The sequence below is a fragment of the Bradyrhizobium sp. cir1 genome (assembly GCF_014198245.1).
In the GTDB taxonomy this organism is placed as follows: Bacteria; Pseudomonadota; Alphaproteobacteria; order Rhizobiales; family Xanthobacteraceae; genus Bradyrhizobium.
Window position 1 is genome coordinate 17205 of sequence record NZ_JACIHE010000017.1, and the last position, 12710, is coordinate 29914.

8 protein-coding genes are annotated in these 12710 nt (G+C 61.7%); 6 read left to right on the forward strand and 2 right to left on the reverse strand.

The annotated features are described in order from the left end of the window. The first annotated feature begins 289 nt into the window (after positions 1 to 289). Together GGD63_RS28050 and GGD63_RS28055 are read left to right on the forward strand one after the other, a co-directional pair. Positions 290 to 1339 (forward strand): SIR2 family protein, encoded by a 1050-nt coding sequence (locus tag GGD63_RS28050; protein WP_183246665.1) that lies wholly within the window; start codon positions 290 to 292, stop codon positions 1337 to 1339. Next, a complete protein-coding gene (locus tag GGD63_RS28055; RefSeq protein WP_183246666.1) occupies positions 1336 to 3078 on the forward strand; it encodes an ATP-binding protein in 1743 nt (580 codons plus the stop codon). The genes GGD63_RS28050 and GGD63_RS28055 overlap by 4 nt, the downstream gene beginning before the upstream one ends. A 493-nt stretch (positions 3079 to 3571) precedes the next feature. On the opposite strand, the gene GGD63_RS28060 is transcribed toward GGD63_RS28055, so the two are convergent. Then, positions 3572 to 4891: a type II toxin-antitoxin system HipA family toxin gene (locus GGD63_RS28060; RefSeq protein WP_183246668.1), complete on the reverse strand. Its 1320-nt coding sequence runs from the start codon at positions 4889 to 4891 to the stop codon at positions 3572 to 3574. After that, positions 4891 to 5142 carry a helix-turn-helix domain-containing protein gene (locus GGD63_RS28065; protein WP_183246670.1) on the reverse strand — a complete coding sequence of 84 codons (252 nt, stop codon included), beginning with the start codon at positions 5140 to 5142 and terminating at the stop codon, positions 4891 to 4893. Before GGD63_RS28065 ends, GGD63_RS28060 begins: the two co-directional genes overlap by 1 nt. 470 nt (positions 5143 to 5612) lie before the next feature. Here GGD63_RS28065 and GGD63_RS28070 point away from each other — a divergent pair, with 470 nt between their 5' ends. The 4 genes from GGD63_RS28070 to GGD63_RS28085 are packed head-to-tail and all read left to right on the forward strand — an operon-like array spanning position 5613 to position 12373. Continuing rightward, on the forward strand, positions 5613 to 7142 hold the full coding sequence (locus tag GGD63_RS28070) for a Wadjet anti-phage system protein JetA family protein (protein ID WP_246785669.1): 1530 nt from the start codon (positions 5613 to 5615) through the stop codon (positions 7140 to 7142). Next, positions 7132 to 7770, forward strand: a complete 639-nt coding sequence (locus tag GGD63_RS28075; RefSeq protein WP_183246674.1) for a DUF4194 domain-containing protein — start codon at positions 7132 to 7134, stop codon at positions 7768 to 7770. The genes GGD63_RS28070 and GGD63_RS28075 overlap by 11 nt, the downstream gene beginning before the upstream one ends. Next, positions 7767 to 11201: an SbcC/MukB-like Walker B domain-containing protein gene (locus GGD63_RS28080; RefSeq protein ID WP_183246676.1), complete on the forward strand. Its 3435-nt coding sequence runs from the start codon at positions 7767 to 7769 to the stop codon at positions 11199 to 11201. The genes GGD63_RS28075 and GGD63_RS28080 overlap by 4 nt, the downstream gene beginning before the upstream one ends. A 2-nt stretch (positions 11202 to 11203) precedes the next feature. Continuing rightward, the gene (locus GGD63_RS28085) at positions 11204 to 12373 is read left to right on the forward strand and encodes a Wadjet anti-phage system protein JetD domain-containing protein (RefSeq protein ID WP_183246678.1); all 1170 of its coding nucleotides are present in this window, start codon (positions 11204 to 11206) and stop codon (positions 12371 to 12373) included. Positions 12374 to 12710: the final 337 nt, after the last annotated feature.

Here is a 12710-nt window from a genome sequence, read left to right on the forward strand (position 1 = left end):
TACAGAATGCATGTCTCGACATCATAATCGCTAAGTTCAAACGCAGTCCGCGACGCGGAGTTTGCGTCGATATGCTTCTCGGACTTCCTTTGGGGAAGATCAATCCCGGAAAGTTCACGGTGCTGCAGGCCCTTCGTCGCCGCGACACCAAACGTAACCTGATCGGCTAAGGGCTAATTTCAGATTTAGCGAGGACGCAATCCTCGCCGAAATTGTTCCATTCACTAAATCTCATGGGGATGACGACGGCTGTAGTGGATACAGTCCGCGTTGGCCGGGAAGGGACTGTATGGCGGCCAAGAGCGCGCCGGAGATGGCGCAGGAATTCGCGCAGGCGGCGCTTAGCGCCACACCGGTGATCATTCTGGGCAGCGGCGCCTCGGCTGCACACGGTGTGCCCGGCATGGGCGGCTTGGCGTTGCAGCTTTCCGCTATCAAGCCTCCAACGAGCTGGACAGCAGACGAGAGGAGCGAATGGGATAAGTTCGTCGCGCAGCTTGCAGCCGGCAAAGATCTCGAAAGCGCCCTCCAGGCCGTGCGACCGACGGAACGCCAGACCCAGTTCATCGCCACCGAGACCCGCGCTGTCCTGCTGCCGCACGATCTTCGCGTCCTCCAGACGCTTGTGGCGGATCGGCGCGCGCTACCCCTTTCGCGGCTGTACCGCCATCTCTTCGACAGCACACACAAGACCGTCCATGTCGTCACGCCTAACTATGACCGGCTTGCCGAATATGCCGCGGATGCCGTCGATGTAAGCACGTTCATCGGCTTCAACTACGGTTATCTGCAATCGCGCGCCCGCGATTCGAACACGCGCGTTTTCGTTAATCGGCAGGTGACCCGTACCGTTGCCGTCTGGAAAGTGCATGGCTCTCTCGACTGGTTCCAGGATTCCGCTGGCCAGATCATCGGCGTTCGCGGAATGCCCGAAGTGCCGGCCGGATACTCGCCGCTGATGATCACGCCGGGCATCGATAAATACCGGCTGACACATGTCGAGCCGTTCCGAACGATCTTGGGCTGCAGCGACGCCGCGCTGGAGAACGCCCGCGCCTATTTCTGCGTTGGTTATGGCTTTAACGACGAACACCTTCAGACCAAGCTGATCGAGCGTTGCGACCGCGATTCCGTCCCGCTTGTCGTGATTACCAAAGAGCTGACCACGTCCGCCCGGACCTTCCTGGGCGGCGGACGCTGCCGGCGATACCTCGCGATCGAGGAGGGGACGATGGGCGCGCGCGCCTACATGCACGACGTGCCCAACGGGTTCGACGTAGATCAACCGATCTGGCGGCTCGACCGCTTCCTCAATGAGATGACAGGAGTTTCCGCGTGAGCATTCTGAATTTTGCGGACGGAGAAGCGCTGGGCCGCGTCCAATCGGTCGACACGACCACGGTGATCGTCCACGTCGATGATGTCGAGGCGCTGCGGGCGCTGCAGGTGAACCGGCTGGTTGCGCTCCAGAGCAGCCTTGCCGGCCATAAGTTAATTGGTGTGATCCAAAAGATCATCCGTACCGCGCTCGGTGAAGCGAAGATCGCCGATGTCGAGCTAGGCGAGGCCGCGCATCCCGAAGTCAATCTGGTTCGGATTATGTTGATCGGCACGCTGCTCGATCGGGACGGACCGCGCGCCAATGTCTTCCGCCGGACGCTTGAGACCGTCCCGGAGATCGATGCCTGCTGCTTCGCTCTCGAAGGCGAGCGCCTTACGCGCTTCATGGGGGTGATTTCGGAGGTGACCGGCGGCGCGCAGCGCCTGTCGCTTGGCGCCCATACGCTCGATCCCAACGCTCAGGCGTTCGTCAATGGCAATCGGTTGTTCCAGCGTCATGCGCTCATCGTGGGCAGCACCGGCTCGGGCAAGTCGTGGACGACCGCGCGCCTGCTCGAGCAAATCGCCGAGCTCGACAGCGCCAATGCCATCGTGTTCGACATGCACGGAGAATATGCGTCGATGGCTGGCGACGGTTTCGTCCATCTTCGCGTCGCGGGCCCAAGCGATATCGAAGCGGGGAAGGGGCTGAACGATGGTGTGCTGCATTTGCCCTATTGGCTCATGAGCTACGAGGCGCTTGTCTCGATGTTTGTTGACCGCTCCGATCAGAACGCCCCAAACCAGGCCATGATCATGTCGCGTACCGTCGTCGACGCCAAGACGGGCTTCCTGAAAGCCGGCGGTCATGTCGAGGTGCTCGCCAACTTCACGATCGACAGTCCGGTGCCTTTCAGGATGGAAACCGTGCTAGGCGAGCTCAACCGGCTCAACGCCGAGATGGTACCGGGAGCCAAGGCGGGCACTGAGAAGCAGGGCGATTTCCACGGCAAGCTCAGCCGTCTAATCCAGCGCCTCGAGGGCAAACGCACCGATCGACGCCTCGGCTTCCTATTCCCTGCGTCCGGCGTGGCGGACAGCTATGATTGGCTCGATCGCGCAGTTGAGCTGCTGCTCGGTGGCAGGGCGGCCAAAGGCGGCCACGGTGGCGTCAAGATCATCGACTTCTCTGAAGTTCCATCCGACATTTTGCCGCTGATCGTCGGCATGGTCGCGCGCATGGCCTTCCACGTGCAGCAGTGGAGCACGCAGGGGCTTCGCCATCCGGTGGCCCTGTTCTGTGACGAGGCGCATCTTTATATTCCACAGGATCCGACTTCGGGCGCCGCGGAGAATGCGATCGCTACCTTCGAGCGCATCGCCAAGGAGGGGCGGAAATATGGCGTCGGGCTGGTGGTGATCAGCCAGCGCCCCGCCGAAGTGAACCGCACGGTCGCCAGCCAGTGCAACAATCTCATCGCGATGCGGCTAACCAACGGTGACGACCAAGCTGTCGTGCGACGGCTGCTGCCCGACAGCCTCGGCGGCTTCGGCGACCTGCTTCCGGTCCTCGACACGGGCGAAGCACTCGTCGTTGGCGATGCGATTCTACTGCCCACGCGTATCCGCATTGCCAAACCGATAAACGAACCGCTTAGCGGCACGATCCAGTTCTGGGATCGTTGGGCCGACCCAGCGGCTGCGGCGACGCTCGACAAGGCTGTCGAGAGCTGGCGCCGTCAGACGCTTGTCAAATAGTTGCCTTCCGGCAAGCCTCTCGCGCATCACGATGCTGGGCGCGACCCTGCAGAAACTGATCCGGAGGGTGATCCTGCCTGCTTCCCACCATCTTTATGCACTCGTCTTGGCAGTGCGTCCGCTACGTGGTGCTGATGCCGTCCGAGATGGTTGGGGCGAAGGCAAATCTTGGCTGTCTCATCATCAACAGTCAGTACACGTTCCTGATGCCTCAGATGTAGGGCATCATCAGCATCACGATGATCGGACTTGCTTTCAACGCCGTTCTAGAGGCGTTGGAGCGGCGCCTCATGCGGTGAAGGCGCCGGGCACGAATTGAGTGCGGCGGTGGCTGATTGGGCTCCTTCGATGAAGGCCGCCTTGGAAGATGGGACGCGGAGAGCAACTTCTTTCATCAAGGCGACACATAGCAAATTTATGATCCCGAGATCTTGGCCGCAACGCCGGCTCGGTCAGAAAAGCCTACCTACGCGCCGCGCCGACTGGCCGCGGATCATTCACTACTCTTGAGACCAGCCAGCGAATTCACACGGCGCTTCGCGCCATCAGCAATCGATATGGCCATCTTCTCCGGAAATCCTTTTGGAAGCGCATTCAGCACCTGATCTATGGCTTTTGCGGCTGTATCGCCGAGCTGCTGGATGACAGCCTTGACTGTTTTGTCGGATAGACCGCAGCTTTTCGCAGTCTGCACGAAATGTCGGCCGAGAACCGTGTGGACGACGTAATGCCGGTTGCTACCGATCGCCATGGCCAGCTTCATTTGGTTTTGGCTGATCTGTCCAGCGTCCAGGCTCGGTTGGGTCGAAATGATGTCGTAAAGCGGGGCAAGATGAAAACGTCCGCCCGGCGCCAAATGAATGCTAAAATTCTTCGCATGGCCATCGGTGGCGGCAAGCAGCCAGAACACGATCTGCGCCTTGAAGAAAATGGCCCGGTCGTCCTCAGGCGTATCGCTGCCCTTGAGGAAATCCGAGATTTTGCGGATGCCAGGTCCGCCGTCGGATTCATACTTGCGCGCGGGCGGAACCGATAGTGCTTGGCAGCAGTCTTCCTGCGGCAGCCGCAACAGGCGGCCGTCGCGCGTCCAGGTGCGATCGAACCGCTCAACTGCGAGCACGCGGCGCCCGGCGAAATCGATGATGCTTGATTTGGCGACCGGCAAGCCGAGTGCGGCAACCAGCTCGAGGCACAGATGCTCGTTTTCAACGCTGCTGGTCAGGTCGATTCCGTTCGGCAACTTCCCGATCTGCGGCTTGATGATGTGCGTAGTTGCGGTCGTGCCATGAGGAACGTACCACTTGTCTTTCCAGTAAAGCAGCGCTGTCTTTTCCTGCGCACCGGCCAGAGAAATACGGAAATCCTGGTCGGGGCCGATGCCGAGTGGATTGCTGGCAAGATTGCCGAGAATGGCTGCAATCTCCTGATCGCTGGCGGCACGGCCATCAATAGCGCCGGCGGCTCCGGGCGCGCCACCATCGGGCAGGAACTGCAGCGCACCAATGCAGTCGCGGCCGATGGCGGAGAGCAGGCTGTAAGCGTCGGGGCCGTCAGCATGCGCACGTTCAGCGACGCGTTGGCGAATGTCGTCATTGTCGGGCAGAAGATTGTCAAAGACAGCGACGACTGGATCGCCAATATAACGATCCTCGCGCAGAGGCAGCGACACCGAAACAGGGATGGCATTTTCCCACGCGAGCCACTGCCTGTCATACTGGAAATCGATTGCGCCGCTGCTCTCGCGTCGCAGCCGGCCGACCAGCCGCGTGTTGAGGTAAACATTGAGCGGCGCCCGGGCAGGACGACGCGCCATCAAAAGAGATCCTCAATCGCTTCAGCCGTTAATTTGGTGCGCGGCCGGATGACGAGCTCGAGGTCGAGCCCGGCCAGCGCATCCAGCAGGATGCGCAGCTGCGTTGCAGGTTCGCCGGCCTCGAGCTTCGAGACTGTCGCTTGACGCGCATGCATCTTCTCACCCAGGTCACGCTGGGTAAGCTTCTTCTGCCGCCGGAAGCGTCTGATTCCAGCGCCAACTTGTTGCGGGGTGCGGGCGATCGTATCCATCAAATCACGATACGCGAGTGCGTATATGACGTCAATATGCGCGTTCGCGAATATCTATTGATTATGCGGCTCCGCGTATATTTACGTTTAATACGCAATTGCGTATGAATGGAGAGCGAGGACTCGGTCGATGAGGGAATGCTTCATAGATGTTTGTTAACGTTTTGGCGAAGTGGTAACAAAGTGGTTGTATCTCTCGCGCCAGCAACTCCTTGTATCGGAAGAGTTACACAAATAGATTCAATGACTTGAGGCCGGATTGTTCCGTATCTAAAGACCGGACACAAAATCCGATCCGACTTTTGGAGCCTCGACAGCGATTGAGCTGGAAAGCTATATTAGAACATACTAAGAACGAATCGATCTTCCGGTTGTATTTTCAAGACCCACTCTCAATAACAATGATGTCCGGCACATCATGCGTTTAGCGTCGCCATCTCAGCATGAAGTCGGGCCCAGGAGCCGCGTCATTGACCTTGTTCCGCCATTTGCATGACGACGCGTTTTTGGCCTTCTCGCGCGATCACAAGCACCTGTACGCGGCCTGTCTGCTCGACCTCCATGAACGCTTCTTTTCAGGCGCACCGTCGTTTCCGACCCCCCAGCAGGTCGTCCATGCCATCTACGACGTCATGCGTGCCAACCCCGCCCTCTGGAACGAGGGCGATGATTTCGGCGGCCTGCCGGAAATGATCTCCGCGGGACGCCGCCGGATCCGGAAGGCCGACGTCGCGCTCGCTTCCGAAAAGGGCGACAAGGCGCTCGGTCTTGCCCGACAACTGTACGCCCGGCTGCTCGCCTGGGGATGGCTTGAAGAGGAGGAATACGGGCTTCGCGTTACCGTGGACATGGCTATGGGACCGCTGCTCGTGATCCAGCGGCTCGCGAGCCTCAACAAGGATCTCTCGCAGCGATTCGGCGGCTTGATCGTGCAAATCCGCCTCAACCTGGAGGCCGTCGAAAAACTGAGGCCCGAGATCACCGACCGCAAGCAGCGCGAAGCCGCGCTCGCCGTCCGCGAGGCGCGCAATCAGGCCGACCAGTTCACGAAGAGCCTGCGGGCCATTCTGGCCGACCTCAAGCGCGTCCGACGGACAGTCATGGAGTCGAAAACCGTCGCTACCCGGCTGGAAGCCTTTTTCGAGGAGTTCGTCGACCAGCTCCTGCTGAAGGATTTCGAGTCCATCCTCACCGTCAACCATCCGTACCGCTTCCGCGACGCCATCGTCGATCTCGCGCGGAGGATCTCCTACACCCCGCAAACCATGCAGGTCCTCGCCGAGGAGTACACAGCTTCCAGCATGGCAGCCGACATCGAGGACGGTCGGCTGGCCGCCGCCGACGACCTGCTGGCCATCGAAAGCATCTTCGATCAGATCGGGGAGATGTTCGATAGGATCGAGGCCTTCCGGAGGCAGCTCGAAGCCCGGGTCCGCAACACCATTAAGTACGCCGAGCGGGGCGGGCAGGGACTCGTCGGCCGGGCCGGCGACCTGGTGCGGCGACTGGATGCCATCCTGCGGGACGGCAGACACCACAAGGCAACAATCGAATGGAGCATCGAGCCACTGCGGTCCCCCTGGTCGGAGCACCATCAGGCGCCGGCCAGGCAGCCGCGCCGTCCCGTGGAAGCAAGGGAGCTCGCCGAGCCGCCGTCGGACCCGCTCTACGAACTGCGGAAGAAGCTCCGCCTCGAGTACATCGCTCGCATCGCGCCCCGCCCCGAGGATGTCAGACGATTCCTCGAGGGCCAGGTGCCGCCATTCGCGACTAGGGAAGCCCGCTTCATGGAAATCGATACCGTGGACGACTTTCTCGCCTTCGATTGCGCCCGCCGATATGCGCTGACGGGCGAGATTCCGGCGCAGGTCGCGGCCGGGTTCGATCTGGAGCCGCGCCCAGACACGCCGCCCCACGACAGCGAATGGCTTCGCTGTGCGAACTTCGTGGTCAGGCGATCCGGCCACTTCCGGAAAGCAGAGGCAGCCCGTGCTCAGTGAGTTCGAAAACGTCGAGCGTTCCTTCGGTGCGGAAAAGGCAGCCGACCTCCGCAAAGCGCTGCACTTCCTGCTACGGCGGCAGTTCGTGTTCGCGGGAGATCCCCGGACTGGGACAGTCTACAACACGATCATGGATGGCCGCTTCCGCGACGTGGTCGACGGCTTCTTGGATAGTTGCGGATACCGCGTCCATCGCGATCCGGAGGCGCAGTGGGCCGGCATCGTCGCCATGGACGAGGACGTGCCGCTGCCTCGAATGAAGCTCGACGAAACCATTGTTGCGCTGGTGCTGGCGGCATACTGGCAACAGGAGGTGAACGTCGGAGCGGTCGAGGACCGGGCCGTCGTAGTGGCCACTTTGAACGACCTGTTCGATCGCTACCGTGAGATGGCGCAACACGGCGGCGGAGGCGCGATCTCGGCCGCCCGCTTCCGGGACATCCTGCGCGAGGCCGCCCAACGCAGTTTGGTCGAGATCGGTGATTTTGACGACGAGCAGCAGGACTGCGAGATCAGGATCCGCCCGATGATCAAGCTGATCAGTGGCGGCGATGCCCTCCAACGGCTCGAGCGCTACGTGCGTAGCGAGGAGGCGCGGTTTCCGCAGCCCGCAGGAGACGAGGCATGATGGAGCTACGCCACCTGGCGATGGTGAACTGGCACCTATTCGACATCGCCGACATCCACGTGACAGGACACGTCGGGGTCCTGGGCGAGAACCGGTCCGGCAAATCGACAATCCTCGACATGGCACAGGTCGTTCTCACCGGCGGGAGCCGGCGGTTCTTGCGCCTGAACGCGGTCGCCGGCGACAGCGGAAAATCGCGCAGCGGCTCGAAGCGCAGCGTCGTCGATTACTGCCTTGGGACGCTCGGCGAAGACCAGCGCCGGCGCGACGAGGCGCGCACCTACGTGGCGCTAGGCTTCGAAGACAAGGAAGGCGATCGACCGCCGGTCACGATCGGCATGGCGCTTGAGGCGCGCAAGTCCGACAGCAGGGAGACCGTGCTGGCACTGTTCGTCGCCGTCGGGACCGTTCTGAGCTCCAAGGACTTCATCGAGCAGCGAGGAAAGTCGCAATTCCCGGCGCCGTGGGAGGACGTGCGGGCCCGGATCGTCACGGCGGTCGGCGAGGGCAACTTCGTCAATCATCGCGACCGGGCGAGCGACTACGTCCGCGAGTATATGCGCCATCTTCTGCCGCATTCGCCCTATGGCGAGCACAACGCCAGCGCCCTGCAGAAGTCAATCGTCAACGCGATGACGCTCGACCACAACCAGACGGCCACCCAGTTCGTGCGGAACTACATCCTTGAGGACAGTCCGATCGGCATCAAGGAGCTGCGCGAGTCGATCCAGACATACCGCAACATCAGCGAAACCATCCGAAAGATGCGCCTCAGGCTCGAAGCCCTGAGGGCGCTTCGGGTCGTCCTCGGCACCCTTGAAGAAGCGCTCGAGACCAAGTTCAGGGAGGAGTGGATCGCAAAACGCGCGACTTGGCTCGCGGCGCGCGCGACAAACCTGGACTTCAAGACCAAGCGGCGTACCGAGATGGCGCGCCGGGACGGCGCAGCAAAAGAACTCGAATTCATCGACGACGACGTCAAGGCCATCGATAACGAGATCGAACGCCTCACGGCCGCGATCGCCGAACACGATGCCAAGACCGGCAGAAAGTCCCTGCAGCAGACCGCCGATGTGGCCGGGCAGGCAGCGCACCGCGCCTCGGCGGACTTCAAGGCTCGTATGGAGAACATCCGTCGCCTGCAGCCGCTCCGCGCGATGTGCGCGCACGGTTTCGAGGACTTCGTTCCTGCGCTTGAGCGCCTTCTGACCGCCACCGCCGGGGCTGACATCGGGCGCGTCTCCGACGAGCTCTCCGCGGCCGAGAAGTCCTTCGCGGCAAGCGGCGCGAAATGGCTGCCGAAGATCGACGAAGCGCGTCAAACGATCATCGCGGAGCTTTCCGGGCTCCGAGGCCGCCGCGACGAGGTGCTCGAACGGATCCGACAGCACGCCGCCGGAGGGGCGCGGGCCTATCTCGGCGATGACACTGAACTCCTCTGCCGCAGGCTGCGGCAGAGGGGAATGGACCCGCGCGTGCTCTGCGACATCATCGAAGTCGCCGAACCCGAATGGGTCGGAGCCGCCGAGGCGCTCCTCGGCCGCGACCGGGAAGCCGTGTTCGTGGACAGAGCGGATATCAGCGCCGCCACGTCAATCTTCAAGGAAGGTCGCCGCGAGTTTCGCCATGCATCGCTAGTGAGCCTAAACAAACTCGAGCAGTTCAGGGCCAAGCCGGAGCGCGGTACTTTCCCCTCGATCTTCCGGAGCCAGGATCCGGACGCGATGGCCTTCATCATGCGCCGCTACGGCACGGTCCGCCTCGCGGATACGCTCGACCAGTTCAACAGGCCCGGCCGGGCTATCATGAAGGACAGCCTCTACGACGACGGACTCGTAAGGACCCATCGCTGGATCGAAGCCTCGCAGCACAAGATTGGAAAGGCGGCCCAGGCGAACGCCCTGCGCTCCCTGCAGGATCAGGCCGAGGAACTGGATCGGCGCCAAACGCAAAAGAGCAAGGAGGCCCAGGCGGCAGAGCAGGCTTTTGCCGCTCTGAAGAACATCTGCGAGGAAGGTGACGATCTCAAGGCTTGCGCCGCTGCCTTCGCAGCCGCGCAGACCGAGATCGCCGAAGCCCAGGCGAGGCTCGAAGCGCTCGAGGGGGCGGGCGACGGCGGACTTCGCGACAAGAAACGAGCGCAGCAGAAGCTGAAGGAGAAGAGGCTCGACGAGCGAAAGATCCAGCAGAAGGCGTTCGGCGAGCATGACGGTGAGGTCAGATCGGCAGAGAGGAGACTGGGAGAGGGCGAAAACGTACCCGGCTCCGAGCTTAACCTGCGGGTCGCCCGGTCGATCTATCGCAAGACCTTCCCGCTCTACTCCGCCGCGAAGGGCAGGATCGTGTACCGCGAGCGCCTCAATGCCGCAGCCCAGAAGGGCTTCGCGGAGAAACATCGCGCCATCGCCGACAGGGCGCTCAAAGATGCGGACGCCTCGGACGCCGAACGCCTCCGGATCGAGCGACGGGTCCGCGAACTCCTTTACGATTACTTCGACCAGTTCGGGATGAGCTCGCAAGTCGGCGCTGAGAGCGAGCCGCTGCGGGAGGTGAAGCCCTGGATGGAGCAGCTCATCTCGGATATCGAATCCAATGAGCTGCGCCATTACGAACGGCAGGCGCGGGAAGCGGCGGAAAAGGCCTCCACCCTGCTGCGCGGCGAGTTCATCAATGCGCTCACGGCCCGGATCGGCAAGATGGAGCGGGAGCTGCAGTCGTTGAACCGCAGTCTCTACGCACATCCCTTCCATAACGAGCGCTATTCATTCCACCGCACTCAGATGGTGGAATTCCAGCCCATCCTGAAGATCATCGAGATCGCCAAAACCTCTCCGGAGGCCCTCGATATGCTGTTCCGGGGCGACGTGCCCGATGACTTCCCGCACAAGGATACGATCCTTGCGCTCGAGGCATTGCTCGAAGATCCCGATAAGGACTTCACCCAGTTCGAGGACTACCGCAACTTTTACACCTTCGAGATCCACATGGAGGATGTCGCCACCGGCCGCTCGACCCGCTGGGAGCAGCGGCGCGGGACTGGGTCTGGCGCCGAACAGCAGGTGCCTATCTACGTTGCCATCGGCGCTTCGCTAGCCGCCGTCTACGGCAGCGCAGAGCGTCGTGCCGGCAAGCCCGCCGGTTTCGCCCTGGCCATGTTCGATGAGGCCTTCTCCAAGATGGACGGCAAGAACCAGCGGCAGATGATGAGCTTTTACAAAAACCTCGGTCTGCAGTTCGTGATCGCGGCGCCGTTCGAGAAGCGGGTCGCCGTGCTCGAGCACATGGACACCATCGTAGAGGTGGACCGGATCGGCGAGCAGTCCAGGGCCACCGTGGTGCAACTGAAAGAGAAGGCCAAGCGCGAGCTGATGGCCATCGATCCGGACCTGATGTCCGAAGATGAGCTCGCCACCCGTCTGGCCGCCGAGTAGCCATGGTGCGGCGTTTCACGGACGCGATCGGCCTGCTTAACGACCTGCTCGATCGCTTCGAGGCCGGGGCCGCAAATCCGATCGCCCACCCGGACTATGCCGCTTTCTCGTCGGTAGTCGCGGCGGACGCTTTCCTGAAGCAGATCAGGAAAGCCGAAAGTGCCGGCGCGGTGTCCATTGGCTGGGGGCGCGGCGCCAAGCGAGACCAAGTGGCACACGTGCGGTTGGCCTCGGCGGAGATCTTATACCAATATCTCGGCCGCACCCCGGCGTCACGCATCGCGGAGGACGCCGCCGCGCGGCTATTAGCCGGAGTGGCGCTGCACGACTCCCTGAAGAACAGCGGCTCACAAATCGCAGAGGTGTGGGCGCGCGGCAAGACGTGGCACGGATTCGGTTCGTCCGACGTCGACACGCTGCGCCACGCATTCGTTCTCGCCCAAGCGATCCTCGATAACAAGCATCTGGACGTCGACTACAAAACTTTCTCGCGACGTACGGTGGGGCACAGCAAGATACTCGAGCGCATCGAGGGTGCCGTGGTCCGGCTTTTGAGCGGCATAATGGACTTTCCGCCTGGCGCCCGTCCCCGCGAGGCACTGCGAGCGATCGGACTGGAGCGCTTCGCGCCGCCGCTGCTGATCGCGGGCAAGATCGACCTCGACGGAGCCGATCTTTCCAGGATATCTCCGCATTATCTCGGAATCGCTCCCAAGGAAGCAGATCGCGTCCGCTTCCGGGAGCCGCCGGCCTACGTTCTGACGATCGAAAACTTCGCAAGCTTCAACCGGCACATCGCCGAGGCGGACCCCGGCCGATTAGGAACGACCATGTATGTCGGCGGGTACCCCTCGCTTGCCACCCAGCAGGCGCTGCGGACGATCGCAGGATTGGTATCCGAACAGACGCCGATCTTTCATTGGTCGGACATCGATCCGGACGGCACCTGGATCTTCCACACCATCGAGCGCGCCGTCGATCGACCGATCCGTCCCCACCTCATGAGCGTCGAAGTTGCCGAGCGTTTCGGACAAGTGCCGTTCAAAAAATCGGCACCCGCTCGATGTCCACCGGACTCCGGTATCGCGGCTCTGGCAGCGTACCTGGCGGAAGATGGAGCCAAGACGCTCGAGCAGGAAGAACTCGATCCAGTCCTGCCAGAGCTTCATTAGAAAATGCGCGCGGATGAACGCGGTGTCGATCCGGATGAGCTTCCTCACTCGACGATCTCCGTCGACTTTTGTTGAACAACACCTGTGTTCCGCAGAGCGAACGCCATGAGTAGGGCGGCCCCTTGCCGTGCTTCGACAATCCCATTGGCACCATGGCGACAACGCTCCGAAGCACCGCCTCTCGCCTCCAGAAGTGAAGAATGGGAATCGCTTATAACGGGGTGTTAGTCCGTTGTTTCGACTACGAAAGCCCCAGTCGGTCAACGGTTTGTCGACAATTACCGAAATAAGACCACTCATGTTGTTGCCGTCTCGATGATCGCCTGGCCGATCGACA